Source organism: Bacillus sp. FSL R5-0585, from assembly GCF_038004545.1.
Lineage (GTDB): Bacteria > Bacillota > Bacilli > Bacillales > Bacillaceae_G > Bacillus_A > Bacillus_A cereus.
In genome coordinates this window covers 2,678,649-2,704,764 of sequence record NZ_JBBORJ010000001.1, presented here as the reverse complement: position 1 = coordinate 2,704,764, position 26,116 = coordinate 2,678,649, and the positions used below count along the sequence as shown (strand labels likewise).

Sequence of the window (26,116 nt, the reverse complement as noted above, 5' to 3'; positions counted from 1 at the left end):
TGGGATCAAAATTTATTGATTATCATTAAATTATTCACTGAGATCCCCGCGATAAAACAAGAACAGCCATATAAAACTTACAAAAATACAGCATGTAGCTAATAAACAGCCAATCATTTGAGGAGAAAGAATTTCTAACAGCCCTCCTGTAAAAAACATCGATAACTGAATAAGAGATCCGTAAATGGAATAATGGAATGAAAAAACTTTACCTATCATATTTTCGTGTGTGTAAGTTTGAAGTAATGTCGTATCAAGTGGAACGATGATTCCTCCTGCTATGCGCATACAGAATAAAGTAATGATACCGATAATAAGTTGATCGGATAGAATGAATCCGAGAAAGAAAATTCCTTGTAATAAGTAGGCCCAACCGAATACTTTTTTCATTTTTTCTTTATTATGGGATATATAAAGATTAACGAGAAGGCTTCCTATCATAAGCCCAGCCCCTTGAACCGTATATAAAATCCCAATGTTCGTATGGAAAATTTTTTCGGCATAGATCGTTAGAAGTAGTTGATAAGCGCCTCCAATAATCCCCCATGAAATGCCGACAAGAATTAATGTTAAAATGATTTTTGTTTGTAATATGTATGTATAACCACCTTTTATATCAGTGAAAAATGCTTTGTTCTTGTTACCAGTATCATGAGCAGGAATACTCATGTTATAAATAAAATAGGCTGAAATAAAGTATGATAGGCTATTTACTAAAAAAGCGAACTCAATATGTAAAGATTGTGCAATTACTCCGCCCAAAGAAGCCCCCATAATAGACATAAAACCATTAATTGTACTAGAAAGAGAGTTAGCAGTTACGAAATGATTTTGGTGTACGATATTTTTTAAGGTTGCTTGTTTAGCCGGTTCAAATAAACAAGAAAGTACAGATAAACATATATTAGCAATGAAAATAATCTCAATTTTATAGCCTGCGAGTAAGTATGTAAGGACTAGAATTCCCCGTGTAATATCGGTAAAAATCATAATATTCTTTTTAGAGAAACGATCTACAATTCCGCCTATGAATGGACTAAGAAGAAGCTGTGGTAAACTTTTACTTATAAAAGTAAGTGCGATCATAAACGGCGATTCCGTTATGCTGTAGACAAATGTTAATAAAGCTACCGTATGGAACGAATCCCCAAGTACACTTAATGTTTGCCCATAAAATAGTTTATTGAAGTTTTTATTTGTTTTAAGAAGTGTGGAATAAGAAACTGACATAAATAGATTAATCCTTATGTAATGACGATGTTTGAATTTGTTCTTTCCACTCACTTAAATACACTTTTTCCGCTGTGGGAAGTCCAACAGGTAATTGTGCAATCAATTCTAAACTATTTCCATCAGGGTCGTTAAAGTATACGGCTGCATGTGCTAATTCCGGAAAAACAATCGGTTCAATTGGTTCCATTCCAAAGTCTTTTCTTGCTGAAATTCCTTTTTGATTTAGCCAATGAATCGCATTTTCTAAATCATGTAAACTTACTTGAAAGGCGATATGTCGTAAAGAGGGGTGATAATTCACTTTGTATTCTGTGCCTTCCCAAAGGCCGAGCCAACTCTCATTTTCTTTAATCCAAAAGAAAGCAATATTATCTCCTCTTTTATATAATTTTAGCCCTAGTGATTCATAAAAAGGTATTGATACTTTTAAGTTGCGGACAGGTAAATGTGCTTCGTAAAGACCTCTAATCATTGTAATCCCCCTTAGTAAAAATGTTTCTTATTCCATAGTAAACAATATGTTGCTAGTTGAAATCGCAAATAAGAGGGATATAAATTCATACGAAAGTATGAAAAAAAACAGCTCATATTTGAGCTGTTTTTCTATAGTTTTTCGTTCATTTGTTAAGGATAGGATATATTAATATCCGTATCCGCCGCCACCCCAACAGCTACATCCGATGATGATTAGAAGGATGAATAGTACGATAAGCAAAGCAAATCCACCGCCGAAACCAGCGCAACTTCCACCATAACTCATATGTTTTCCTCCTTTTTAGTAAGTTAATCTATATGGTTCATGGACTACTATATACAGTATGTTTTTTGTATAGAAAACGAGCCAGTCTCATTTATAATTAGACAAATGCCTGTAGATTCATTAGGATTGCATGTTAGTGATTTGTAAATAAACCTTTACGTAATTCATAATTTAGGCATAAAAAATAAAAAATTGTAAAAAAAACCATTTTCTTATTTTTTTATGAGAGAATATGTACTATAATTTTACAAGTAATATTATGGGAAAAGGGAGTTTTAGTATAGAGATGGAGATGGGACAATTAAAAAATAAAATAGAAAACAAAAAGAAAGAGTTAATTCAACTTGTTGCGAGACACGGATTGGATCATGATAAAGTTTTGTTATTTAGTCGTGATTTAGATATACTTATTAATAAGTTTATGAACATAAAAGACAAAGTGCATAAATAAAAAATTTATAGTTTTTTATATTAAGATGTTTCACAGAAAGGAGAGGACAGTAATTGGAACATTTACAGGAAGAATTGTATAAACAAATAAAAGAAGAAAAAGGTACAGTTACAATTTTCTTAAAGAGTGGCGTTAGAATAATAGGAGAAGTTGTTGGAGTGGATAAATTTACAGTTTTAATCTTAGTGGATGGAAAACAACAGCTTATTTATAAGCAGGCTATATCAACAATAATGAAATAAGACACTCTTGTTGAGTGTCTTATTTCATTATTGCTTGCATGCCTCAACATCAATGCCGGCAGCAATTAACTTCTTTTCTCCATCTTGTTCAATAATTTTTTGTAATTTAGATAAGAAAGAATCAAAGTTTGTATGCTTTGCTACTTGGAACGTCATTTTATGTTCAATTGGTAGCCACGTATCAATATCAGCTTCGTTATGCTGGATTTTCACCTCAAGTTTATCGAGTGCATTAGCAACTTTTGCTTCGTACGTTTCTTTCGCTTCAAACTCCATCCATAAGTCATATAATTCCTCGCCGAGAGAACCTGTTAACGTTTGTTTAATATTTAAAATAGCCTCCAGTTCATTTTTTTGTTTTTGTAGCTGTAATTCGTGACTATTCATTGTATCAAAAGCAGGAATATCACCAGCTTCGGCTTCGACTAGGTCGTGAATAATAACCATTTTAAGTAATTTCTCAATACTTACTTTTTGATCCAAATAAGGTTCAACTAAAATAGCCATTAGAGACATCCGCCATGTATGTTCCGCAACACTTTCTTGACGTCCGTTGGAAAGCCAGCTATGTCGCATTTCATATTTTAGTTTTTCTGCTAATGCAATGACTTGTAAAATGTTGTGTTCCATCGTGATCCTCCTCATTTATTCATACCATAATTCTAATATAGAAATGAAATGTGTCAATTTCATGAGTATATTGCGATAAACAGATGATAAGCGTATAATACATGTTATATGTGAAAACGTATTATTAAAATAAAAAAATGTTATATAAAAATGGAAAGGAAAGGGCAGAAATATGGGAGAGAAAAATCAAGTATTAGCTAGACCACAAAGAAGAAAAAGGAAGTTTGATATTTCTAGCCCAGTGGGCATTATAGTAGGTTTCATTATAGTGATAGCGGCAATTATGCTTGGCGGCGGTGGAATAAAAGCTTTCAAAAACTTTTTAGATGTTTCATCTATTTTAATTGTCATAGGGGGAACAACAGCGACAATTGTTGTGGCATATCGATTTGGAGAAATAAAAAAATATACGAAAAGCATTTTTACTGTTTTACATAGAAGAGAAGAAGATTTAGAACAGTTAACGGATTTGTTTGTCGATTTTTCGAAAAAGTCTAAAAAGCACGGCTTGCTCTCTTTAGAGGTAGATGGAGAGCAAGTAGACAATCCTTTTATTCAAAAAGGAATTCGATTAATGTTAAGCGGTTACGATGAAGATGAATTAAAAGAAGTGTTATTGAAAGATATTGAAACGGAAGTGTATGAGTTAAGAAAAGGAGCAGCATTATTAGATAAAATTGGTGATTTTGCTCCAGCTTGGGGAATGATTGGTACGTTAATCGGTCTTATCATTATGCTCCAAAACTTACAAGATACATCGCAAATTGGTACAGGAATGGCAGTTGCGATGTTAACGACATTATATGGGTCTGTACTTGCGAATATGATTGCAATCCCTCTTGCGGAAAAAGTATATCGTGGTATTGAAGATTTATATACAGAGAAGAAGTTTGTAATAGAAGCAATTTCAGAATTGTATCGTGGACAAATCCCTTCTAAATTAAAGTTGAAACTGGATACATACGTATACGAAACAAAGGTAAAAAAGGTAAAAGGAGCAGCCTAATATTTCAAGGAGTGGTATGATGAGTAAAGGACCGCAAAAGGGATCGCCTCGTTGGATGACGACTTTTACAGATTTAACGATGTTATTATTAACTTTCTTTGTATTACTAGTTGCTACATCAAAGCAAGATGCAGTAAAATTGTCAAAGATGCTTGAAAAGTTCAGTGATACGGGGCAAGTAGATGCAAAAGTAATGGAAAATACAATACCGGATATTTCACATGAAAAAAATGATGAAAAAATGATTTCAAAAAAGAGAATGGATGAATTATATAAGAAGTTAAAAGCGTATGTAGATAATAACGGTATTAGTCAAGTGAATGTATATCGAGAGGATACAGGGGTAAGCGTCGTTATAGTAGATAATTTAATATTTGATACAGGCGATGCGAACGTTAAGCCCGAAGCGAAAGGGATAATAAGTCAATTAGTTGGATTTTTTCAATCCGTACCTAACCCAATTGTTGTAGAGGGACATACAGATAGTAGACCTATTCATAACGAGAAATTCCCTTCTAATTGGGAGTTATCTTCAGCACGAGCGGCAAATATGATTCACCATTTAATTGAAGTGTATAATGTGGACGATAAAAGGCTAGCTGCGGTAGGATATGCAGACACAAAGCCAATTGTACCAAATGATTCACCGCAAAACTGGGAAAAAAACCGTCGCGTTGTTATTTATATAAAAGAGTAGTATATTATTATTTTAATAATAAAATAATAAAAACACGAAAATTCTTTTAAAAAAATATTAAATTTTATCATTTTATTTTGTATAATGAGTGAGAATGATAAGGTGAAATATTAAGATATATTTATACATAGAAGGAGAGAATTAAAAAGAATGGCACATAAAATTTTAGTAGTAGACGATGCGATGTTTATGCGAACGATGATTAAAAACTTATTAAAAAGTAATGCTGAATTTGAAGTTATTGGCGAAGCAGAGAATGGGGTAGAAGCAATTCAAAAGTATAAAGAACTTCAACCTGATATTGTAACATTAGATATTACTATGCCAGAAATGGACGGGCTTGAAGCATTAAAAGAAATTATTAAAATTGATTCAAGTGCAAAGGTTGTTATTTGTTCTGCAATGGGACAACAAGGTATGGTATTAGATGCAATTAAGGGCGGGGCAAAAGACTTTATTGTAAAGCCATTCCAAGCGGATCGTGTAATTGAAGCTTTAACAAAAGTAGCAAATAGTTAATATAGAAGGGGTGCCACAAGGAATCAAAACAGTGATAGCGGATCGACGTGTGGCCCCCTTTTTTCTCATTGTAAAACACTAAATTGTTATACATAAATGAAATGTTTGTTAGACAGGTAGGGGATAAAAATGCAAACAGATCTATTAAATATATTTTTCGAAGAGTCAGAAGAACATTTACAGTCGCTAAATGAAAATGTGCTAGTGTTAGAACAAAATCCTGCTGATATGGATGTTGTAGGAGAAATATTCCGATCCGCTCATACATTCAAAGGTATGTCTGCGAGCATGGAATTTACGGAAATGGCTGATTTAACGCATAAGATGGAAAATGTGTTAGATGAAATTCGTCATGGAAATATAGTTGTAAATGCGGATATTATTGATGTGATTTTTGAGTGCATTGATAATTTGGAGAAGATGGTTGCAGATGTGCAACAAGGTGGAATGGGCAATATTGATGTAGCCTCAACTAAACAGAAATTAGAAGCATTATTGAACGGCAATGTAGAAACTCCTAAGGAACATATAGAGCAAAATCATATAGACACCGATGATGGAGTTTCGCATGAAGTGCATATAACAGTTGAACAGCAAGCGATTTTAAAAGCAGTACGTGCCATTATGTGTATTGAAGCATTGCAAAATGTAGGGAATATACAAAAAACAGCTCCGAGTATTGAAGAAATTGAAGCAGATGCTTTCGGATTTGAATTTACAGTATTTATGGATACTGATTGTAGTATAGAAGAATTGAAACAAGTAGTACTTCATGTTTCTGAAATTGAGAAAGTGGAAGTAAAGCAAGGAGAACCTATATCGAAGGAAGTAGCTTCTAAAAAAGTCGTGACACAAGAAGTTGTGCAAGTAGAAGAAAAGCTACAACCTGCTGTGGTTACGCAAGTAAAATCACCGATAGAGGCAACGAATCAACCTTCAAGTACTATGCCAGCTAAAAGTACTACAAAAACGAAAAATGCTAAAGTGGAGAATCGTTCAATTCGTGTTCAATTAGAGAAAATCGAAAGATTAATGAATATGTTTGAAGAAAGTGTAATTGAACGTGGGCGCATTGATGAATTGGCTCAAACGATTCAAAACAAGGAGCTAATTGAACATTTAAATCGATTAGGCGATATTTCAAAAGATATTCAAAATGTACTATTAAATATGCGTATGGTGCCGATTGAAACTGTGTTCAATCGTTTCCCGCGTATGGTACGTATGTTAGCGAAAGATTTAGGGAAAAAAATCGATTTACAAATTACAGGTGAAGATACTGAAGTAGATAAAATTGTTATTGATGAAATCGGTGATCCGCTCGTTCATTTAATTCGAAATGCAATCGATCACGGTGTTGAAACTGTTGAAAAACGACGTGATGCAGGTAAAAATGAGACAGGTACGATTAAATTAGAAGCCTTTCATAGTGGAAATCATGTCGTTATTCAAATTACGGATGATGGAAACGGTATTAATAAAGGGAAAGTATTAGAAAAAGCGATTAAAAATGGCGTTGTAACTGAAGCGGATGCGAATAGATTAACAGATCGTGAAGTGTTTGATCTTATTTTCCAACCGGGATTTAGTACAGCTGAAGTTGTATCAGATCTTTCTGGACGCGGTGTCGGATTAGATGTTGTAAAACATACGATTCATAGTTTAGGTGGACATTTAATTATTGATTCTGAGGAAGGAAAGGGAAGTACATTTAGAATTGAACTTCCATTAACGTTATCTATTATTCAATCTATGCTTGTTCAAACGAATGATAAGCGTTATGCTTTACCTCTTGGAAATATCGTTGAAGCAATTCGAATTAAGAGAGAAGACATCCAATCCTTACAAGGAAAAGATGTATTAAATTATCGTAATCAAATTATTGAAGTGAAACATTTAAGTACTGTATTTGGTGAAAAAACAGTAGATGAGGCGTTTGCGTCATATGATGGTCAAATGGTTCCTGTGTTAATTGTTCGTAACACACATCGCAGCTATGGACTTATTGTAAACACAATTATCGGTCAAAGAGAAATAGTCTTAAAGTCATTAGGTGACTTCTTTGCAGAGAGTTCTAACTATTTCTCTGGTGCGACGATTCTCGGTGATGGACGAGTGGTCCTCATTTTAAACCCAGAAGGTTTATAATAGGAATGAAGGAAAGCTCCCCACTTGTATACAATTGGGGAGCTTTTTGGCTAATCGTTACGAATCTAATAATGGGATACATACATAGTAACGTTTTATACTAATGAGTTTGCTAACATAAAATAAGAGTTTATATTATTTGATAGAAAAACAGAAATGAGGAGGCAGGGAAAATGCCTGAGCAACACACAAAAGGGGATACGAGCACGATTGTGCTAGAAAAAGAAAATGAGCATTTAACGCCCCAAGAATGCGATATTCTTGGCGAAATTGCAAATATATCATTTGGTTCAGCTTCGACTGTATTATCAACAATTTTAAATAGGCAAGTAAGCATTACTGCTCCTCGTATAGAGTTGGTAGATTTATATGATTCAAGAGATGTCGAAGTTCCACATGTTGTATTAAACATTCATTTTACAAAAGGATTAGATATGGAAAACCTTCTTGTTCTTAAGCAAGATGTTGCATTGTCCATTGCTGATTTAATGATGATGGGAACAGGTGAAGTCGAGGACGGAAAAGAACTTGGTGAATTAGAGCTAAGTGCTGTACAAGAAGCGATGAATCAAATGATGGGATTCGCAGCTACATCTATGTCGGAATTCTTCCAAGATACAGTAGATATGTCTCCGCCGACGATTAAAGTTGTAAAGTTATCAGAAGAAATGGAGAAAATCTCTGAAATCGATGGGAATCATACGATTGTTAAAGTATCGTTTGATTTAAAGATAGATAATCTTGTAAACTCTAAACTTGTACAAATTGTTTCAGTTGAGCATGCGAAACAAATGGTAAATAAATTAATGCAATTATCTGGTGGAGTAGAAGAAACAGACGAACCAGCAGAAGTAGTGGAAACTGAGATTGTAGAAGAAGTTGAAAAAGAGCATTTAACACAAGAAGAGAAAGATGTGCTTGGTGAAATTGCAAATATTTCAATTGGCTCCGCTTCAACAGTATTGTCAACGCTTTTAAATCAGCCAGTTACAATTAGTACACCAAATGTGGAAGCAATCAATGTTCGTCATTATGATGGAGTACCAGTACCATTTGTTATTTTAAATGTCGACTTTGTTGAAGGGCTAAAGAATGAGAATGTATTCGTATTTACGAAAGATGTTGCCTTAACAATGGTAGATTTAATGATGATGGGAACAGGGGAAGTTGACCCAGAAAAAGAGCTTACTGAATTAGAACTGAGCGGTATTAAAGAAATTATGAACCAAATGATGGGGCATGCTGCTACGGCGATGTCAGAAATGTTTCAAGAAAAAATGGACATGACGCCGCCAAATGTTAAATTTGTAACGTTAAAAGAAGAAATGGAATATTTGGGAGAGTCAATGGAAGTGGACGAACTCGTTCAAATTACGTTCAATCTTGAAATTGGCGATTTGCTTCAATCGAAGATGTATCAAATTTTGCCAATTTCCGAAGCGAAAGAAATGGTAAGGCGACTTCTGTATCCGATGGTGGAAGAAGAAGAGATTGCCACAGAAGAAATTGAAGAAGAAAAAATTGTAGAACCAGTTGTGCAACCTATTGAATTTAAAGAAGTAAAACAAATCGAACCAGTATATATGGACACGTCCATTCTACAAAATGTAGAAATGAACGTGAAATTTGTATTTGGAAGTACAGTGAAAACGATTCAAGATATATTAAGTTTACAAGAAAATGAAGCAGTTGTACTAGATGAGGATATTGATGAACCGATTCGTATTTATGTAAATGATGTATTAGTGGCGTATGGTGAACTTGTAAATGTAGATGGATTTTTTGGAGTAAAAGTGACGAAATCACTATAAGGCATTGAAATAGGAGTTTGAACTAGTAGATGAAAAACGTAAAGTTTTTTCTAATGAGTTGGCTATGCATACATGTGTGCTTGTTCTTCCCCTTGCAAAGTCAGGCTGAGGAACAAATTGAGTCAGATCAAAAAATAAATGAAGTGAATGTACAAGAAGAAAATAAGGAATCTCAAGAATCGTCAGAACAAGTGGAAACGAAGCAAGATGAAGAGAAACAAAAAGAAGTAGAGCAACAAGAAGTAGCAAATAAACAATCGAATGAAAGAAAGATAGAAACAGAACAGGGAATTATTACAGTAAATAAGCCGGAGCTTAAAGTTGGCGAAGAAGTGCGAATTGCTGTAGAACCAAATGGGAAAAACATTCAAAGCATGAAAGGTATATTGCAGTTACAAAAAAATGGCGAGCAATATGCGCAAGAAAGAATACTATCTTTTGAGTATGATGAAGAAACGAAGAGCTGGGTTGCTAACTATAAAGCAGGGGATTTTGATTTGCAAGGTGATTGGAATCTTCAGCTCGTTCAAAGTTACAAAGAGAATGAGAAAGAAGAGATCGTAAAAAATGAAGTGAAAGTTCCGCTCATTCGTATTAAAAATGAAACGCCAACTATAGATAAAGAATTGCCAAAGTTACAGAAAGTTACTATTGATGAAGTAAAAGAGAACTTAGTTGAACGAAAACAGGGAGATTCTATACATATACGAGTAAAAGCGTCAGATATAGAATCGGTTGTAAAAGAAGTGCGCGTTACATTAAAAGGGAAAGAAAATAAAGAGTTTTCGTTTTTATTAGACTACAACAAGCATGATATGGATTGGCAAAAAGTATTTGAAATAACAGAAGCATTGCCGGCTGGGCCATACGAATTACTTGTAGAGATAATAGATGCAGCAGGTAATAAACTTGTTGAGAAAAGTAAATATACCATTTCTGTTTTGGCACCAAAAAACGAAGATGATAAAAAGATAGAAGAGAAAGAGAAAGAAGATAAATTAGATAATAAACTAGAAAATGAATTAGAAGATAAGAAAGAAAATGAGAAGCAAAAAGATTTGAAAATCAAAAACCCGCTTCCAGAAGAAAAATTGCCAGTTGTTCAAATTCCGAAGCAAGATGAGAAAGTAAATAAGTTTATAAAAGAACCGTTGAAAGAGAAAGAGGAATTTACTTACGTTATAAAAGAGCCGTTCGAAGACAACAAGGAAGTACATAAGGCGAAGGATCAAAAAGAGAAAAATAACAAACAAGTTGCCTCTAAAAAGAAAGAACAAAAAGAAGAAACGAAAGACAAGGAAGAAGAAAAAGGTGAACAGGGAGTACAAGCTTCGGATGTATTTACTATCATGTCAGGTTTGTTCGTACTGTTTTTAGTTTTAAAGAGTAATAAAGAATGGGGCTAATTATTTCATAGTAGTGGAGGCGCTTAAATGGAGATTAAACGTACGACAATTGAAGATAAGACGCTACAACCATTAAAACAGCCTGCAGCTATTTCGGAGCATGAAATCCAGAAAGAACGAAAGCGTAGCAATTTAGTGTTTACTGGACAGTCTAAAATTATTTCGAAAAATAATGAAATAGGTATTTTACTTGCAAGTTTAAGTGATGGAAAGATTATGAAGGAAATGCTTTCTAAAGAGATGGATACAGTGTTACAACTTTTTAAAAAGTTACATACGTTATCTGGAGAAGGAAAGCAATCAGAAAAAGTATTTGAACAAGTAATTAGAAGCCTACAAGGACTTATTAAGCAGGCGCATATAAAAGAACTTCCTTTGTTAGATGGAACATATGATTTCGCTGAAGTACAACTATCATTTGGTAGAAAAGTACATATTCCTTTACTAGATGTAAGTGCACTTATCTCTAGAGTGGAAAGTGATTCTTCAGAAGGAAATATAAACTTGATGGTAACGGTTATTACTGCTTATATAACGAAATTATCTAACGAAACAATTTTAATTAGCGTTACAGACCGCATTGCTAAAGATCGGGATGTAAGTGTATGGAGAGCGCTTGCGGAAATGAACATGACACAATTATCACAGGCATTGAAACAAACGATGCAAGAACATAAATGGTCTATGACGTTTCTTTTTCTCTTCATATGGATTGTCGGTATTATTTTAATTCGAGTTATGTAAAAAGGTCGTCACTCCATTGTGACGACCTCTTTTATATTTTTTCGTAGAAGAATGTATCAAATCGCTGAAGATTGTAACGTTCGGGTGTTAAAATTTGTTCCGTACTACCAACAAATAGTACACCGCCTTTTCGTAAAGAACGACTAAATTTTTCATAAAGTTTTACTCTTGCTTCTTCTGTGAAATATATCATTACGTTACGACAAATAATTAAATCATAATTTGTATCGAACGACTGCATTAAAAGGTCGTGTTGTTTAAACGAGACGTTTTGTTTAATGTTTTGATGCAATGAATATAGATCATTCTCTTTTGTGAAATGACGTTCTTTCAAATCAGTAGGTAATTCCTTTAACGAACGTTCTGTATATTGAGCGCGTTTTGCGGTTTCTAAAATATGAAAATCAAGATCTGTTGCTTGAATTTCAAAACGAAATGGAGCTAGATGCTTTGATAAAATTAAAGAGAGTGTATACGGTTCTTCACCAGCAGCGCAAGCGGCACTCCATACCTTTAATTTTCCGCTATTTTGTTCGAGTAATTTTGGGAGTGCTTTCGACTCTAAAGTTTGCCATCGTTCTTTATTTCTAAAAAACTCTGAAACGTTAATTGTAATATAGTCAATAAAATTTAAAAATAAATTTTGATCAGCGCGTAATTTGTTTAAAAAATTAGTGTAGTTTTCGAAGCCTTTTCTCGAAATGAAAGCATCGATTCTACGGCGCATTCTATCTTGTTTATATGAAGCGATGTCCATATTGAATTGTTGTTTAAAACTCGCGATAAAATGATCGTAATCTTGTTCAATTATCATATTTACAATGGGCACAATAATGATATTGTGCCTCCCCCTTTACATCATACGAATTTTTTGTTCAAAGCTTTTTTTCATTTGCTTTTCATGTAATCCTGGTAAATCATAAATGACAGCATCAATACCTGCTTCTTTTGCAACATCGACAGGGATGACAGATGTATGTTTGTCCCCATTATAAAAACAGAGAACTAAATCAATGTCTTCAATAATTTGTTTAACAAAAAACATATAATCTGATCGGTAAATGGAGTCAGAAGGATGATCAAAAGCAACATATTCGGCTCCGTGTTTTTTTAAGTAATCAATGACTTCTTGAAATTCTTCTGTAATTGCTTGCAATGGTTGCAGCGTGTAAAGGCATAAATTTTGAGCGAGTCTTTCATTCTCAACGAAAAAACGAAGAACCTCATTTTCAATAGATTTATAACATAATATGTAAATTTTATGTTTGTGAGCATAGTCAGTTAAAAATTTTTTAATTTCTTCTTGATCTAATGCTGTTAATTGATTTGAACCACAAAGGAAAATATTCATAGAATTGTGCCACCTCATGCTAAATTGTAACATATCTTTTATAAAAAATAACTGCAAAATATTACTGTTCAGAGTATAATTATAAATAACTGGATTTTACGATTAAGTTTAGGAAGAAATAAAAAAATAAATAGGTGATATATATGCTACGTTCTATCTCGCATAATCCAATTTTATCGCATATACCGCCTGCTACTCAAATGCCGAAAGAAGCAAATGTCAGGACAGGACTTGCATTTTCGGATAATTTGCATGCAGATCCGAAAAAAGATAAATTACTAGAACAAATGGAAGCGTTTGTCGATAATATTGGAGAAATTAAAGAGAAAATTGAAATGGAATTAACGCTTGATAATGTAATGGAATACAAAAATACAGTAAAATCATTTTTGAATTTTTACGTTGATAATGTATTGCAGTATAAAGATGTCATGTCTCGTCACCCACGTTACGGATATTCACAGAAAATGACGATTGTGAAACAGGCAGAAATGGGATTGAATGAATTAGAAGATGTTATGAATTTAATTAACACGAAAACAGGACATTTAGAAATGTTAAATCAAATTGGAGAAATCCATGGCTTAATTGTAAATTTAGTCTTGTAAAAGGAAGGAAGCTATATGTACATACAATTATATGAAAAGCTTGTTATTATACAAAAAGCGTATGAAAATATTCAAGCGCTTGGAGAGCAAATATATGAGAATTTAAAAAATAAAAATGTAAATGCAGTTCAAAAGTTACAAGTAGAGCAATTGCAGTACATTGATGGTTTAAAAGGGTTATCAAGCTCATTTGAAGAAATGGTTGTTCAGTTCTGTAAAGAACAAGGAGTTGAATCGTTTCGTGTAAGTGCGTTATTTTCGTATTTTTCTCAAGAAGAAATTGAAAAAATGAAAGAATTACAAAAAAACGTAACTGAATTAGAAGAGAATGTAAAAATGATTCTTTTGAAAAATCAATATTACTTAAACGTACTATTAAAAACTACAGAAAGTATTGTGGATTCTGTTTCTGAATATAATTTAGAGCGAAACAATAATTCGCAAATCTTTATGAACGAACTATTGTAAAGGAGAAGTGAAGCTTTATGAGATTATCTGATTATAATACACCGCTATCGGGCATGTTAGCGGCTCAAATGGGGTTACAAACAACGAAACAAAACTTGTCTAACATTCATACACCGGGTTATGTGCGTCAAATGGTGAATTACGGATCTGTTGGAGCAAGCAATGGTCATACGCCAGAACAGAGAATTGGTTACGGTGTACAGACGCTAGGTGTTGACCGTATTACTGATGAGGTAAAGACGAAGCAGTTTAATGATCAATTATCTCAGCTCTCTTACTATAACTACATGAATTCGACTTTATCACGTGTAGAGTCTATGGTTGGAACGACAGGAAAGAATTCATTATCTAGTTTAATGGACGGTTTCTTTAATGCCTTTCGTGAAGTGGCGAAAAATCCAGAACAACCAAACTACTACGATACATTAATTTCTGAAACTGGGAAGTTCACAAGTCAAGTGAATCGTCTTGCGAAAAACTTAGATACAGTGGAAGCACAGACGGCAGAAGATATTGAAGCGCATGTTAATGAATTTAATCGTCTTGCTGCTAGTTTAGCAGAAGCGAATCATAAAATTGGACAAGCAGGTACACAAGTGCCGAATCAACTTTTAGACGAACGAGATCGCATCGTTACAGAGATGTCTAAGTATGCAAATATAGAAGTATCTTATGAATCTATGAATCCTAATATCGCGAGTGTTAGAATGAATGGTATTTTAACAGTAAATGGACAAGATACATATCCACTTCAATTAAATAAAGAAAAAGACCCAATGTCAGTTGAGATTTACGGTTCAGAAATCAATGTAACTAGCGGAGCGATAAAATCAGCGATTGACACGAAAGCGAAGATAGTTGATTATAAAAAAAATCTTGAAGACTTAATGAGTTCGATGAAAAATCAAGTGAATACAGTGATGGGAAAAGATTTCTTCGTTGGAGATCATGCGAAAGATATGAAGTTAAATCCAGAATTCCAAAAAGATATTTCGAAAATGAAAATATCTGCTGAAACAGCAAATAAACTAGCAGCAGTTACAGAGGACGATTATAAAGAAGGTCTTTCTTATAAACAAGCATTAGATCAATTTATAGTTCGTGTTGCATCTGATAAAAGTGCAGTAAATGGTTATCAAAAAATTCATGGCGACTTACTAGAAGGTATTCAACAAGAAAAAATGAGCGTTGAAGGTGTAAATATGGAAGAGGAAATGGTAAATTTAATGGCCTTCCAAAAATATTTCGTCGCAAACTCTAAAGCTATTACTACAATGAATGAAGTGTTTGATAGTCTATTTTCGATTATTCGATAAGTGATAATAATTGATTGGAAATATATAAGGAGGAGATAGAAATGAGAGTATCTACATTTCAAAATGCAAACTGGGCAAAGAATCAGTTAATGGATTTGAATGTGCAACAACAATACCATAGAAACCAAGTAACTTCAGGGAAGAAAAATCTTCTTATGAGTGAAGATCCACTAGCAGCGAGTAAATCATTTGCGATTCAACATTCATTGGCGAATATTGAACAAATGCAGAAAGATTTAGCTGACTCAAAAAATGTATTAACACAAACTGAAAATACTTTACAAGGTATTTTTAAATCTTTAACGAGAGCAGATCAATTAACGGTACAGGCATTAAATGAGCCAAATGGTGAAAAAGAATTGAAAGCCATCGGTGCAGAGATTGATCAAATTTTAAAACAAGTTGTATATTTAGCGAATACGAAAGAGCAAGGTCGTTATATTTTCGGTGGTGATAGTGCAGAAAAGTCACCATTTACAGAAGATGGTACGTACCAGGGCGGAAAAAATGATGTGAACTGGCAACTAAATGATGGTTATGAATTAAAAGCATTCCGTAATGGAGAAGCATTGTTATCCCCGGTAATAAAAACGTTAAAACAGATGAGCGAAGCGATGCAAAAAGGTGACCAAAAAGCGTTACAACCGTTATTAGGAGAAAACAAGAAAAACTTAGATGGCATCATTAACCGTACGACTGAAGTTGGTTCAACAATGAACACAATGGAGACGTTTAAAACAATTTTAAGTGAGCAAAACTTAGCGCTTCAAGAAAACCGTAAAGAAATTGAGGATGTTGATTTAGCGGTCGCAATTTCTGACTTGGCATATATAAATGCAACATATGAAGCGACGCTTAAAGCGGTTAGTACGATGAGTAAAACGAGTATTTTAGACTACATGTAATCTATAAGGAGTGAGAAAAATGGCAGGAACAACAATGACAGGTATTGGTGGTAGACAACAAATTTGGAACCTCGGAAATAATATGATCGATACTTCTAACTTCGTCGAATTAGAAATGAATGCTTTAGATATGAGGAAAACACCATATACGAAAGAAAAGAATGACCTTACAAATGATAAACTACTATATACAAGTTTAAAATCAGAATTTAGTTCTTTTACACAAACTTTTAAAAACTTAGCGGCTTTTAAAGGAAATGAGAAAAAAGTAACGACAACACAAGACGGTTATATTAATGTAAAAGCTGATGGTGGTGCGATTGCAGGAACTTTTAATATGACGATTACACAGCTTGCACAGCGTCATCAAATAGCTTCAAATGAAATTAAAGATATAAATGCAAAGCTTCCTAAAGATGAAACATTAAAACTAGGTGGTAAAGAACTAAAAGTAACAACTGATATGACATATAAAGATTTAATTAATAAGATTAATGATGGAGATTATGGCGTATCAGCTTATACACTTGGAAATAAAATTTTCATGACCTCGAAAAAAGAGGGAACAGATGGACAGATTAAGTTTGAGGCGAACACATCTACACTATTTCAAGATATGGGTTTAGCTAAGGCGGATGGCACAGCGCTCAATACAATCAATGAAGCACAAAATGCTATGTATACTATTAATGGTATCAAAGGGGAAGGTTCTACTAATACAATTGAAGCTCTTCCTGGTGTGAAAATTGAGTTGTTAAAGGTAACTGAGCCGAAAGTAGAAGGAGCGCCAGATGCTGGTACAACAACAGATCCAAAAGCAAAAGGTATAGATCTAAAATTTACAGTAAATGACTCAAACGTAACAGATGCATCGAATGTTATTAAAAAAATGGTAGCTGATTATAATAAAGCTGTTTCTACAGTAGATATCTTTGCTGGAAAAGGTGGAGCTTTCCAAGGTCAAGCTATTATGCAAAGTGTACGTCAGGCAATGAACAATGTCGTAACATTTTCTCAAGATGGTAATTATTTATTCACATTTGGTATTCAATTAAAGCAAGATGGAACGATGGAAGTTAATGATGAAAAATTAACACAAGCATTAAAAGAAAAACCCGATGCAGCGAAGCAATTTTTCTTTAGTTCTAACGGTTTAGGAAAAATGATGGAAGAACCGCTTGATAAACTATTCGGTGATAAAGGTGTAGTCGGCGAGAGAGTTAAAAACATTGACTCACGTGTAAGTGATTTAGATAAAAAGATTAAAGATATTGAGACGCAAAACTTGCAAAAGCAAGATGAAATCGTGAAGAAGTATCAAAAGCTAGAGAGTACATTGGCGGCGCTTGATAGCCAACTAAAAACAATTAAAGCAATGACAAAACAAAAAAGTGATGATTAATGAAAGTTGAGGAAGTGATTGTATGCAAGCATGGCAACGTTATATGCAAAATGATATTATGACGAGTAATCCGATTAAAAATACAATTTTTATTTATGAAAGATGTATTGTAGAGTTTCGTAATTTAGAAGAACTTTTACATACTTTTAAACTTCAAGAAGGGGACGCACTTCTTGAAAAATTAGAACGTATTTTTGAAGAGCTAAAGCTTCAATTAAATCCTGAAATTACGAAAGATTTATATGATAGTCTCTATGGTTTATATGATTGGATTAGCATTCAAATTCAAACGATGAAAGTAACGCGTGAAGCGAAAGATATTGATGCAATTGTGAAAGTGTTACAAGATTTAATAGACGGTTACCGCGGAGCACTTGAAAATGAACAATGATATTTATCGGACGTTTGTCAGCTGTTTTAATGAAATCGGTGAATTGCAAGTGTCAGACAGAGAGTTTGCTGAAAAGAGTGAGATGTTAAATCGCTGGATGATGACATTGGATGAAGAAACGCGTGCGCAAGTTGCAGCAGAAGTAAGCCCGTTCATTATTAAGGCAGCTCAGCATATTCGGGATAAGCAAAAGATTTTGGAAGAAATGATTATGACAAATGATGGGCGAATGAAGGCTAATTCATTTTACGGTAAATATTAATAATAACGTTTGGAAACAGATTCCCCTTTTAAAAGGGGGTCTATTCCTTCGTTTACATAAAGAACTCCGCTGATTGAGGTTTCATTTTATGACTGTGATGAAAAAATAATAGTAATCCAAATAATAGAAAAATGGAATTTAGTTTATAGTTTATATATTGAAATGTTCTATAGATTACTATGTGTATACAGTTTTTTGCATTCTTTTTTATATTTTTGTATTTTTCTAAAGACAACAATGAAAAAATGGAATAAAATATGTAAGGGTACATAATAGTAAATATTTTAATAAATGCATATAAGAAAATAAATAATGAAGTGAAACTTCTATCAGTGGATCATTACGTTAGAAAAGGAAGGGTGTGGAATATGCCAGATTTAGTGAGTGATGTAAGCCATTATATGAATTATTTAGTGACGAAACGAAATACTGTTTCTAGTAATATTGCAAATGCGAATACACCTGGCTATAAAGCACAAGATGTAACATTTGCTGAGCAGATGAATAAAAGTAGTGCCTTATATAAAAATAATGCGGCTGATTTAAAGAGCAATCCAGATTTATATCAAACGAATGAAATGCACTTACCGACAGTAAATACGAAAAATACATATGCAAAGATTCAAACAAAATCAATGCAAACGAATAAAGACGGAAATAGTGTGGATGTAACGACAGAAATGCTAGATTTAATGAAAGCAAATCAGTTATACGGTATTTCAGTTAACGCAATTAATACACAATATGCAATTAACCAAGCGGCACGCGGACGTTAAAAGTAGAAGGAGAGACAACGGATGTTTCAGGCAATAAATGCAAGTGGCTCAGGACTAACGACAGCGAGAAAGTGGATGGAAGTTACTTCTAACAATATTGTAAATGCAAATACGACGGCGGCTCCGGGGGCAGATTTATATGAGCGTCGTAGTGTGGTGCTAGAATCAAACAATAGTTTTGCAAGTATGCTAGATGGGGCTCCTACTAACGGAGTAAAAATAAAAAGTATTGAAGCAGACAAAACGGAAAATTTAGTGTATGATCCGACGCATCCGCACGCAAATGAAGAAGGATATGTACGTTATCCCAATATTGATGTAACTGCTGAAATGACGAATGTAATGGTTGCTCAAAAAATGTATGAAGCGAATACGAGTGTATTAAATGCGAATAAAAAAATGCTTGATAAAGATTTAGAAATCGGCCGAGGATAAGGGGGAAGATAGTAATATGAAAATTCAACCAATGTTACATACACAACCATTTGGAGCAATTCAGTCAATTGGTGCACCGAAAACTTCTCAAACATCGGTAGCTCCGGAGAAAAAGTTTATTGATTTATTGGAAGATATGAATCAAACGCAAAACAATGCGCAAACAGCAGTATATGATTTACTAACTAAAGGGGTAGGAGAAACACATGACGTTTTAATTCAGCAAAAGAAAGCTGAGTCTCAAATGAAAACAGCTGCTCTCGTACGTGATAATCTTATTGAAAATTATAAGTCACTAATTAATATGCAAATTTAGGAAAGTGGACGGGTGTGTTTAAATGGAAAAGATGAAAAATGTTATCCAATCGTTAAAAACGTGGCATAAGTTAGTAATCGGTGCTGCGCTTTTAGCGATTGTAACAGGAGCACTTTTATACTTCACCTTGCCAGATAAATATGTTGTTGTATATCAAAATTTAAATGATGCAGATAAACAAGAGATTACAGCAGAATTATCGAAGTTAGGTGTCGATTACCAATTAGCGGCCGATGGTTCAATTCGTGTGCAAAAGAATGATGCTCCATGGGTTCGAAAAGAAATGAATGGGATGGGCTTACCGTTTAATTCGAAAAGCGGTGAAGAAATTTTATTAGAAAGCTCTCTCGGTTCAAGTGAACAAGATAAAAAAATGAAGCAAATTGTCGGTACGAAGAAGCAATTGGAACAAGATATTGTAAGAAACTTTGCGACAGTTGAAACGGCAAATGTTCAAATTACATTGCCTGAAAAAGAGACAATTTTTGATGAAGAAAAAGCGAAAGGAACAGCGGCGATTACGGTTGGAGTGAAACGTGGACAATTGTTAACGGCTGATCAAGTTGCAGGTATACAGCAAATGATTAGTGCAGCAGTTCCTGGTGTGAAGGCAGAAGAAGTAAGTGTTATTGATAGTAAAAAAGGTGTTATCTCAAAAGGAGCAGATGAAGCACATTCTAGTAGTTCCTCTTCTTATGAGAAAGAAGTAGAGATGCAGCACCAACTTGAAGGTAAATTAAAGCAAGATATTGATGCAACGTTAATGACGATGTTTAAACCGAATGAATATAAAGTGAATACGAAAGTATCTGTAAACTACGATGAAGTTACACGTCAGTCAGAGAAGTATGGTGATAAAGGTGTACTTCGTAGTAAACAAGAGCAAGAAGAAAGCTCTACTGCGCAAGAAGGGGCAGATACGAAGCAAGGTGCTGGTATTACAGCGAACGGTGAAGTGCCAAACTACGGTACGAACAATAATCAAAATGGTAAAGTTGTCTACGATAATAAAAATGGCAACAAAATTGAAAATTATGAAATAGATAAAACAGTTGAAACAATTAAGAAACACCCAGAATTAACGAAAACGAATGTTGTTGTATGGGTAGATAATGATACGTTAGTAAAACGTAGAATTGATATGACAACTTTTAAAGAAGCGATCGGAACAGCGGCAGGACTTCAAGCTGATCCGAACGGTAACTTTATAAATGGTCAAGTTAACGTTGTAACTGTTCAGTTCGATCAGCCGAAAGCCGAAAAAGAGAAAGAGCCAGAAAAAAGTGGTATGAACTGGTGGTTATTCGGTGGAATTACAGCTGGCTTATTAGCAATCGGTGGTCTAGTATGGTTCTTATTAGCAAGACGTAAGAGAAAGAAAGAAGAAGAGGAATATGAAGAATACTTAGCAGAAGAGGAAATTGCTGCAAGTAATGAAAGTATCTTGGAAATTCCTGAAGAAAAAATAGTGCCAGAGCCAAAACCTGAACCAGAAGAACCGAAAGAACCAACGTTAGATGAACAAGTGCAGGATGCTACGAAAGAACATGTAGAAGGAACTGCAAAAGTAATTAAAAAATGGTTAAACGGACAGTAAGGGAGGAACAACGATGTTAGATGAAATCTCCTCCAAAGAAAAAGCTGCCATCCTCATTCGTACATTAGACGAAGGGGTGGCAGCAAAAGTCATTGAATATATGACAGCTGAGGAAAAAGAAGTATTACTTCGTGAAATTGCGAAGTTTCGTGTATATAAACCAGAAACGTTAGAGAATGTACTAGGAGAGTTCTTATATGAACTAAATGTAAAAGAATTGAACTTAGTCACTCCAGATAAAGAGTATATTCGTCGTATATTTAAAAACATGCCAGAAGACGAACTGGAAAAATTATTGGAAGACCTTTGGTATAACAAAGATAATCCATTTGAATTCTTAAATTCACTTACAGATTTAGAACCACTTCTTACAGTGCTTAATGATGAGTCACCACAAACAATTGCAATTATCGCTTCTTATATTAAACCGCAACTTGCGTCTCAATTAATTGAGAGATTGCCAGATCATAAGCGAGTAGAAACGGTAATGGGTATTGCGAAACTAGAACAAGTTGATGGTGAACTAATTAATCAAATTGGTGAGTTGTTAAAAACGAAATTAAATAATATGGCATTTAGTGCAATTAATAAAACTGATGGCTTGAAAACAATCGTAAACATTTTAAATAATGTTTCACGAGGTGTTGAAAAAACAGTCTTTCAAAAACTGGATGAAGTCGATTATGAGTTATCTGAGAAAATTAAAGAAAATATGTTTGTCTTTGAAGACTTACTTGGTCTTGAAGATCTTGCGCTTCGCCGTGTATTAGAAGAAATTACAGATAACGGTGTTCTTGCGAAAGCACTTAAAATTGCAAAAGAAGAAATTAAAGAGAAATTATTTACATGTATGTCTTCAAACCGTAAAGAGATGATTCTAGAAGAATTAGATGGCTTAGGACCGCTTAAGATGACGGATGCTGAAAAAGCGCAGCAAACGATCACTGGTACAGTGAAAAAGCTAGAGAAAGAAGGAAGAATTATCGTTCAAAGAGGTGAAGAGGATGTCCTTATTTAAAAACAGAATTCCGAAGAATTCTGTTTCTTTTTCTGAAGAAACGTATGAATTACAATTTCCAAAACCAGCTTCAGTCCAAATAGAAGAGGAAGAATTACAAGCAGATCATGCAGAGCTTCGCGCCCAGCAAGAATCATTACATATGGAAATGAATCAGCTAAGGCAAGAGCAGCAAATGCTAGAACGAGAGCGTCAGCAGTTATTACAAGATAAAGAACAATTTCAAATGCATATTCATGAACAAATGGAACAGATGGAAGCAGCGCGTGTGCAGTTTCAAAAAGAACAACAAGAAATAGCATATGAATGGACAGAGTTATTATGGGATCAATCATTTCATTTAGCAGAAAAAATCGTGAATCAAGCGGTAGATTCACGATTGCTTGATGTGCTACCTATTTTAACTGGCATCGTGCAAACATTGCCAACTTCGTTTGAAAAATTAATCATTACAGTACATCCAGAAACGTTTGAACGTATTCAAGAAGAGAAGGAGAATACGAAAGAATATTGGTTACTACAATTAGTAGAATGGAAATATGATTTCTCCCTGCAGTTTGGTGAATTTGTTCTGGAAGAAGAGAAAGAGTTCTTTGAATTTAAATTTGCACCTATATTTGCGAAACTTCGTCAGAAATGGGAAGAAGAGAAGTTATTTGAGGAGCAAAATGTATGAGCCGCCTGTTAATGAATGAGAACGAAAAATGGAATAAGTTCATTGAAACACCGCTGTATACGAAAGTAGGCAAAGTTCATAGTGTACAAGAACAGTTTTTCGTAGCAAAAGGGCCGAAAGCGAAGATCGGAGATGTTTGCTTCGTTGGAGAACATAACGTCTTATGTGAAGTGATTGCTATTGAAAAAGAAAATAATATGCTACTTCCATTTGAACAGACAGAAAAAGTATGTTATGGAGATTCAGTGACACTAGTTTCAGAAGATGTTGTTGTACCACGTGGTAATCACTTGCTCGGAAAAGTGTTAAGTGCAAATGGTGAAGTGTTAAATGAGAAAGCTGAAAACATTCCATTACAGAAAATAAAACTAGATGCACCGCCTATACATGCATTTGAACGTGAAGAGATTACCGATGTATTTGAAACAGGAATAAAATCAATTGATTCTATGCTAACAATTGGTATCGGTCAAAAGATTGGTATTTTTGCTGGGTCAGGTGTTGGTAAATCTACTTTACTTGGAATGATAGCAAAAAATGCAAAAGCTGATATAAACGTTATTAGCTTAGTAGGAGAACGTGGCCGGGAAGTAAAAGACTTTATTCGAAAAGAGTTAGGCGAGGAAGGTATGCGAAAAAGCGTCGTTGTTGTAGCGACGTCAGATGAAAGTCATCTTATGCAACTTCGTGCAGCGAAACTCGCAACGTCTATTGCTGAATACTTCCGTGATCAAGGTAATAACGTATTACTTATGATGGACTCTGTTACTCGTTTTGCCGATGCACGAAGAAGTGTTGATATTGCTGTTAAAGAGTTACCGATTGGTGGTAAAACACTATTAATGGAAAGTTATATGAAGAAGCTGTTAGAGCGGTCCGGTAAAACACAAAAGGGATCTATAACAGGTATTTATACGGTGCTTGTTGATGGGGACGATTTAAATGGTCCTGTACCAGATTTAGCACGTGGTATTTTAGATGGACATATCGTATTAAAGCGTGAGCTTGCAACGCTTAGTCATTATCCTGCAATTTCAGTATTAGATTCAGTAAGTAGGATTATGGAAGAAATTGTTTCGCCACATCATTGGCAACTTGCAAATGAAATGAGAAAGATTTTATCAATTTATAAAGAAAATGAATTGTATTTTAAGCTAGGAACGATTCAAGAAAATGAAGAAAATGCTTATATTTTTGAATGTAAAAATAAAGTAGAAGGCATAAATACATTTTTAAAGCAAGGTCGATCGGATAGTTTCCAATTTGATGATATCGTTGAAGCGATACAGCATATAGTATAAGGCCTCTGCATAAGAGGTCTTATTTTTTTGTTTTTTAATATTTCACAGATTTTTTTGGAAAAAAACTATATAATAGAAAAAGAGAACGTTATAATAGAAAGGGGTTATGAAAACAGGTGGATAAACAGCAGTACGACACAATAAAATTGCAAATAAATCAAGAAAAAGAACATATTTTAAAAGAAGTGTATGAATTAACAGCTGAAAAAAGAAAAATAGAACAAAAAAAAGAATATGATTTATATGTTGTGAAATCGCGTAGTAAAGTCGTACAAACTGGGCAACGTATTATGGCTGGTATGCTTTCTTCACATACGTTTTCACCTGAAAGAATAGAAGAATGGAATCGGAAAATTAAAAAAACGGAAGGTTTTATTCAAAAAAATGAAAGTCTTTTAGAGCAAGTAAAAGAAAAAGAACGTGTCATTGATGAGATGTATCAAGAAGATTGCAAAAAGCTTACGAAAGCACAAGAAAAGCTGGAAGAAAAAATGCTTCTGGATTTGAAAATGTGTATGAATGGATGAGGTGAATGTAGTGATACAGTCTGTATTACCGGTGCAACAAAGTTTACCTCCGCAAAAAGAAAAAGGGCTAGAAGTACAATCAAAAAATGAAGATTCTTCATTCGATCGTACGATGAGAATGGAAAATAAAAAACAGCCGCAAACGGAGAAAACGAAACGAGAAGAAGCACCAAAAGAAGAGAGAAAAGATTATATTCTTTCTAAAAAATCGGTAACGGAAGAAGAACCTATTGTAAAGAAAGAAGAAAAAAAAGAGACAGAACAGTTGTTATTAGCTGTATCTGAGCAAATGGTTGCAATTGAGCAATTACATGTGCAGCCGGAATTGTTATATCAATACATACAAAAAATACAAGAGCTATATAAAGAATATGGCAATATTAAACTTAATGAATTACCTGTAGCTGAATTACAACAATTACAAGAACTTCTTTCAAATATGAATATCAAAAATGCTATATGTTTAGAAGATACAATGCAAATGGTATTAGACAAAATGAAGATGCCAGAGCAAACGATGCAAGCATTGAAGGTTGTAGAAACAGAAACTTGTAATATTGCAAAGGAACAAGAAGAGTCTAAAGAGGTAGATCTTCCGAAACTTGAGAGCGATGATGCAAAGGTAGAGTTGCCAGAAGTTGATGCATTAAACGATTCGAGCTCTGCAGGTGCAGAATTATTAAATAAAACGACGAGTACCGAACAAATAGGGAAATCAAATAGTGGTGCTGAGAAAGTTTCATTACCTGACTTAGGAAAGAAAATGGAAGCGCAAGTAGAAGCGCTGCAAAAATTTGTAGTGAAACAAGAACGTGTTTTATTCCAGTTAAATCCAGAAAAACTTGGTACATTAACAGTGTTTATGAAAAAACACGGAGATCAAATTGACGTTCACGTAGAAATGGAAAAACACGATGCGAAAAAACGTGTTGAAATCATTTTTGATGAATTGAGATTAAAGTTAAAAGAAAAAGAAATCAATATTCAAATTAGCTATTCAGATAAAGATGAAAATCGCAAAGAACAGCGAGAACAAGAGCAAAGGCAAAAACAGAAATTAGCAAATACAAATCATGAAAAACAACAATCAACAGAATTTGCGGGATTATTGGAGGAATAA

General features: G+C 34.0%; 31 protein-coding genes. 25 read left to right on the top strand and 6 right to left on the bottom strand.

The features are described 5' to 3' along the window. Positions 1 to 30: 30 nt before the first annotated feature. The 3 genes from MKY38_RS13840 to MKY38_RS13830 form a co-directional block, all read right to left on the bottom strand. Positions 31 to 1,230 (bottom strand): MFS transporter, encoded by a 1,200-nt coding sequence (locus MKY38_RS13840; protein ID WP_000117052.1) that lies wholly within the window; start codon positions 1,228 to 1,230, stop codon positions 31 to 33. A gap of 7 nt (positions 1,231 to 1,237) precedes the next feature. Continuing rightward, positions 1,238 to 1,705 carry a VOC family protein gene (locus MKY38_RS13835; protein ID WP_000617953.1) on the bottom strand — a complete coding sequence of 156 codons (468 nt, stop codon included), beginning with the start codon at positions 1,703 to 1,705 and terminating at the stop codon, positions 1,238 to 1,240. A gap of 168 nt (positions 1,706 to 1,873) precedes the next feature. Further along, positions 1,874 to 1,993 carry a YjcZ family sporulation protein gene (locus tag MKY38_RS13830; protein ID WP_000120179.1) on the bottom strand — a complete coding sequence of 40 codons (120 nt, stop codon included), beginning with the start codon at positions 1,991 to 1,993 and terminating at the stop codon, positions 1,874 to 1,876. Between the two features lie 232 nt (positions 1,994 to 2,225). Here MKY38_RS13830 and MKY38_RS13825 point away from each other — a divergent pair, with 232 nt between their 5' ends. Together MKY38_RS13825 and hfq are read left to right on the top strand one after the other, a co-directional pair. Further along, complete coding sequence (locus MKY38_RS13825; RefSeq protein WP_000291688.1) at positions 2,226 to 2,444, top strand: aspartyl-phosphate phosphatase Spo0E family protein; 219 nt, start codon at positions 2,226 to 2,228, stop codon at positions 2,442 to 2,444. A gap of 53 nt (positions 2,445 to 2,497) precedes the next feature. Next, a complete protein-coding gene (gene hfq / locus MKY38_RS13820; RefSeq protein ID WP_000400664.1) occupies positions 2,498 to 2,686 on the top strand; it encodes an RNA chaperone Hfq in 189 nt (62 codons plus the stop codon). Positions 2,687 to 2,713: 27 nt separating this feature from the next. Here the strand turns inward: hfq and MKY38_RS13815 are convergent, their stop codons facing one another. Further along, positions 2,714 to 3,316, bottom strand: coding sequence for an HD domain-containing protein (locus tag MKY38_RS13815; RefSeq protein WP_000400780.1), 603 nt, complete (start codon positions 3,314 to 3,316; stop codon positions 2,714 to 2,716). 172 nt (positions 3,317 to 3,488) lie between these two features. Between MKY38_RS13815 and MKY38_RS13810 the strand changes: the two genes are divergently transcribed. The 7 genes from MKY38_RS13810 (at position 3,489) to MKY38_RS13780 (ending at position 11,647) form a co-directional block, all read left to right on the top strand. Beyond that, entirely contained in the window at positions 3,489 to 4,322 is an 834-nt protein-coding gene (locus MKY38_RS13810; RefSeq protein WP_000504191.1) for a flagellar motor protein MotP, read from the top strand. 19 nt (positions 4,323 to 4,341) lie between these two features. Beyond that, positions 4,342 to 5,019 (top strand): OmpA family protein, encoded by a 678-nt coding sequence (locus MKY38_RS13805; RefSeq protein WP_000033627.1) that lies wholly within the window; start codon positions 4,342 to 4,344, stop codon positions 5,017 to 5,019. A 150-nt stretch (positions 5,020 to 5,169) separates the two neighbouring features. Beyond that, complete coding sequence (locus MKY38_RS13800) at positions 5,170 to 5,538, top strand: response regulator (protein WP_000940568.1); 369 nt, start codon at positions 5,170 to 5,172, stop codon at positions 5,536 to 5,538. Between the two features lie 129 nt (positions 5,539 to 5,667). Then, the gene (locus tag MKY38_RS13795; RefSeq protein ID WP_070180000.1) at positions 5,668 to 7,686 is read left to right on the top strand and encodes a chemotaxis protein CheA; all 2,019 of its coding nucleotides are present in this window, start codon (positions 5,668 to 5,670) and stop codon (positions 7,684 to 7,686) included. A 173-nt stretch (positions 7,687 to 7,859) separates the two neighbouring features. Further along, complete coding sequence (locus tag MKY38_RS13790; protein ID WP_114555612.1) at positions 7,860 to 9,497, top strand: flagellar motor switch protein; 1,638 nt, start codon at positions 7,860 to 7,862, stop codon at positions 9,495 to 9,497. 29 nt (positions 9,498 to 9,526) lie between these two features. Next, on the top strand, positions 9,527 to 10,903 hold the full coding sequence (locus tag MKY38_RS13785; RefSeq protein ID WP_070180001.1) for a DUF4625 domain-containing protein: 1,377 nt from the start codon (positions 9,527 to 9,529) through the stop codon (positions 10,901 to 10,903). Positions 10,904 to 10,930: 27 nt separating this feature from the next. Continuing rightward, positions 10,931 to 11,647 carry a hypothetical protein gene (locus MKY38_RS13780; RefSeq protein WP_065224020.1) on the top strand — a complete coding sequence of 239 codons (717 nt, stop codon included), beginning with the start codon at positions 10,931 to 10,933 and terminating at the stop codon, positions 11,645 to 11,647. A 31-nt stretch (positions 11,648 to 11,678) separates the two neighbouring features. Here the strand turns inward: MKY38_RS13780 and MKY38_RS13775 are convergent, their stop codons facing one another. Together MKY38_RS13775 and MKY38_RS13770 are read right to left on the bottom strand one after the other, a co-directional pair. After that, the gene (locus tag MKY38_RS13775; RefSeq protein WP_000582873.1) at positions 11,679 to 12,461 is read right to left on the bottom strand and encodes a CheR family methyltransferase; all 783 of its coding nucleotides are present in this window, start codon (positions 12,459 to 12,461) and stop codon (positions 11,679 to 11,681) included. A 39-nt stretch (positions 12,462 to 12,500) separates the two neighbouring features. Beyond that, positions 12,501 to 12,998: a flagellar motor switch protein FliG gene (locus tag MKY38_RS13770; protein ID WP_065224021.1), complete on the bottom strand. Its 498-nt coding sequence runs from the start codon at positions 12,996 to 12,998 to the stop codon at positions 12,501 to 12,503. A gap of 143 nt (positions 12,999 to 13,141) precedes the next feature. On the opposite strand from MKY38_RS13770, the gene MKY38_RS13765 reads away from it, so the two are divergent. From MKY38_RS13765 to MKY38_RS13690, 16 genes are all read left to right on the top strand, one after another. Continuing rightward, positions 13,142 to 13,606, top strand: a complete 465-nt coding sequence (locus MKY38_RS13765) for a YaaR family protein (RefSeq protein WP_000946323.1) — start codon at positions 13,142 to 13,144, stop codon at positions 13,604 to 13,606. Between the two features lie 15 nt (positions 13,607 to 13,621). Beyond that, positions 13,622 to 14,074, top strand: coding sequence for a hypothetical protein (locus MKY38_RS13760; RefSeq protein WP_000275879.1), 453 nt, complete (start codon positions 13,622 to 13,624; stop codon positions 14,072 to 14,074). Positions 14,075 to 14,091: 17 nt separating this feature from the next. Then, entirely contained in the window at positions 14,092 to 15,390 is a 1,299-nt protein-coding gene (gene flgK, locus MKY38_RS13755; protein WP_016082184.1) for a flagellar hook-associated protein FlgK, read from the top strand. A 41-nt stretch (positions 15,391 to 15,431) separates the two neighbouring features. Beyond that, the gene (locus MKY38_RS13750; RefSeq protein WP_001266403.1) at positions 15,432 to 16,295 is read left to right on the top strand and encodes a flagellar hook-associated protein 3; all 864 of its coding nucleotides are present in this window, start codon (positions 15,432 to 15,434) and stop codon (positions 16,293 to 16,295) included. 19 nt (positions 16,296 to 16,314) lie between these two features. Further along, positions 16,315 to 17,697, top strand: coding sequence for a flagellar hook-associated protein 2 (locus MKY38_RS13745; protein ID WP_070180002.1), 1,383 nt, complete (start codon positions 16,315 to 16,317; stop codon positions 17,695 to 17,697). Positions 17,698 to 17,719: 22 nt separating this feature from the next. Next, on the top strand, positions 17,720 to 18,088 hold the full coding sequence (locus MKY38_RS13740; protein WP_001149516.1) for a flagellar export chaperone FliS: 369 nt from the start codon (positions 17,720 to 17,722) through the stop codon (positions 18,086 to 18,088). Further along, positions 18,078 to 18,350, top strand: a complete 273-nt coding sequence (locus MKY38_RS13735; RefSeq protein ID WP_001058088.1) for a hypothetical protein — start codon at positions 18,078 to 18,080, stop codon at positions 18,348 to 18,350. The genes MKY38_RS13740 and MKY38_RS13735 overlap by 11 nt, the downstream gene beginning before the upstream one ends. A gap of 317 nt (positions 18,351 to 18,667) precedes the next feature. Continuing rightward, positions 18,668 to 19,126 (top strand): flagellar basal body rod protein FlgB, encoded by a 459-nt coding sequence (gene flgB, locus MKY38_RS13730; protein ID WP_372588481.1) that lies wholly within the window; start codon positions 18,668 to 18,670, stop codon positions 19,124 to 19,126. Between the two features lie 21 nt (positions 19,127 to 19,147). After that, positions 19,148 to 19,561 (top strand): flagellar basal body rod protein FlgC, encoded by a 414-nt coding sequence (gene flgC, locus MKY38_RS13725; protein ID WP_000484680.1) that lies wholly within the window; start codon positions 19,148 to 19,150, stop codon positions 19,559 to 19,561. Positions 19,562 to 19,577: 16 nt separating this feature from the next. Further along, positions 19,578 to 19,877 carry a flagellar hook-basal body complex protein FliE gene (fliE, locus tag MKY38_RS13720; protein WP_000701670.1) on the top strand — a complete coding sequence of 100 codons (300 nt, stop codon included), beginning with the start codon at positions 19,578 to 19,580 and terminating at the stop codon, positions 19,875 to 19,877. A gap of 22 nt (positions 19,878 to 19,899) precedes the next feature. Beyond that, positions 19,900 to 21,474, top strand: coding sequence for a flagellar M-ring protein FliF C-terminal domain-containing protein (locus MKY38_RS13715; RefSeq protein WP_053514213.1), 1,575 nt, complete (start codon positions 19,900 to 19,902; stop codon positions 21,472 to 21,474). 13 nt (positions 21,475 to 21,487) lie between these two features. Continuing rightward, positions 21,488 to 22,492, top strand: coding sequence for a flagellar motor switch protein FliG (gene fliG / locus MKY38_RS13710; protein ID WP_000883356.1), 1,005 nt, complete (start codon positions 21,488 to 21,490; stop codon positions 22,490 to 22,492). After that, positions 22,479 to 23,168, top strand: coding sequence for a FliH/SctL family protein (locus MKY38_RS13705; RefSeq protein WP_000051695.1), 690 nt, complete (start codon positions 22,479 to 22,481; stop codon positions 23,166 to 23,168). Before fliG ends, MKY38_RS13705 begins: the two co-directional genes overlap by 14 nt. After that, positions 23,165 to 24,469: a flagellar protein export ATPase FliI gene (gene fliI / locus MKY38_RS13700; RefSeq protein WP_086404332.1), complete on the top strand. Its 1,305-nt coding sequence runs from the start codon at positions 23,165 to 23,167 to the stop codon at positions 24,467 to 24,469. Before MKY38_RS13705 ends, fliI begins: the two co-directional genes overlap by 4 nt. A 116-nt stretch (positions 24,470 to 24,585) precedes the next feature. Then, complete coding sequence (locus tag MKY38_RS13695) at positions 24,586 to 24,996, top strand: cytoplasmic protein (protein ID WP_341049134.1); 411 nt, start codon at positions 24,586 to 24,588, stop codon at positions 24,994 to 24,996. A 10-nt stretch (positions 24,997 to 25,006) separates the two neighbouring features. Continuing rightward, entirely contained in the window at positions 25,007 to 26,116 is a 1,110-nt protein-coding gene (locus MKY38_RS13690; RefSeq protein ID WP_137049681.1) for a flagellar hook-length control protein FliK, read from the top strand.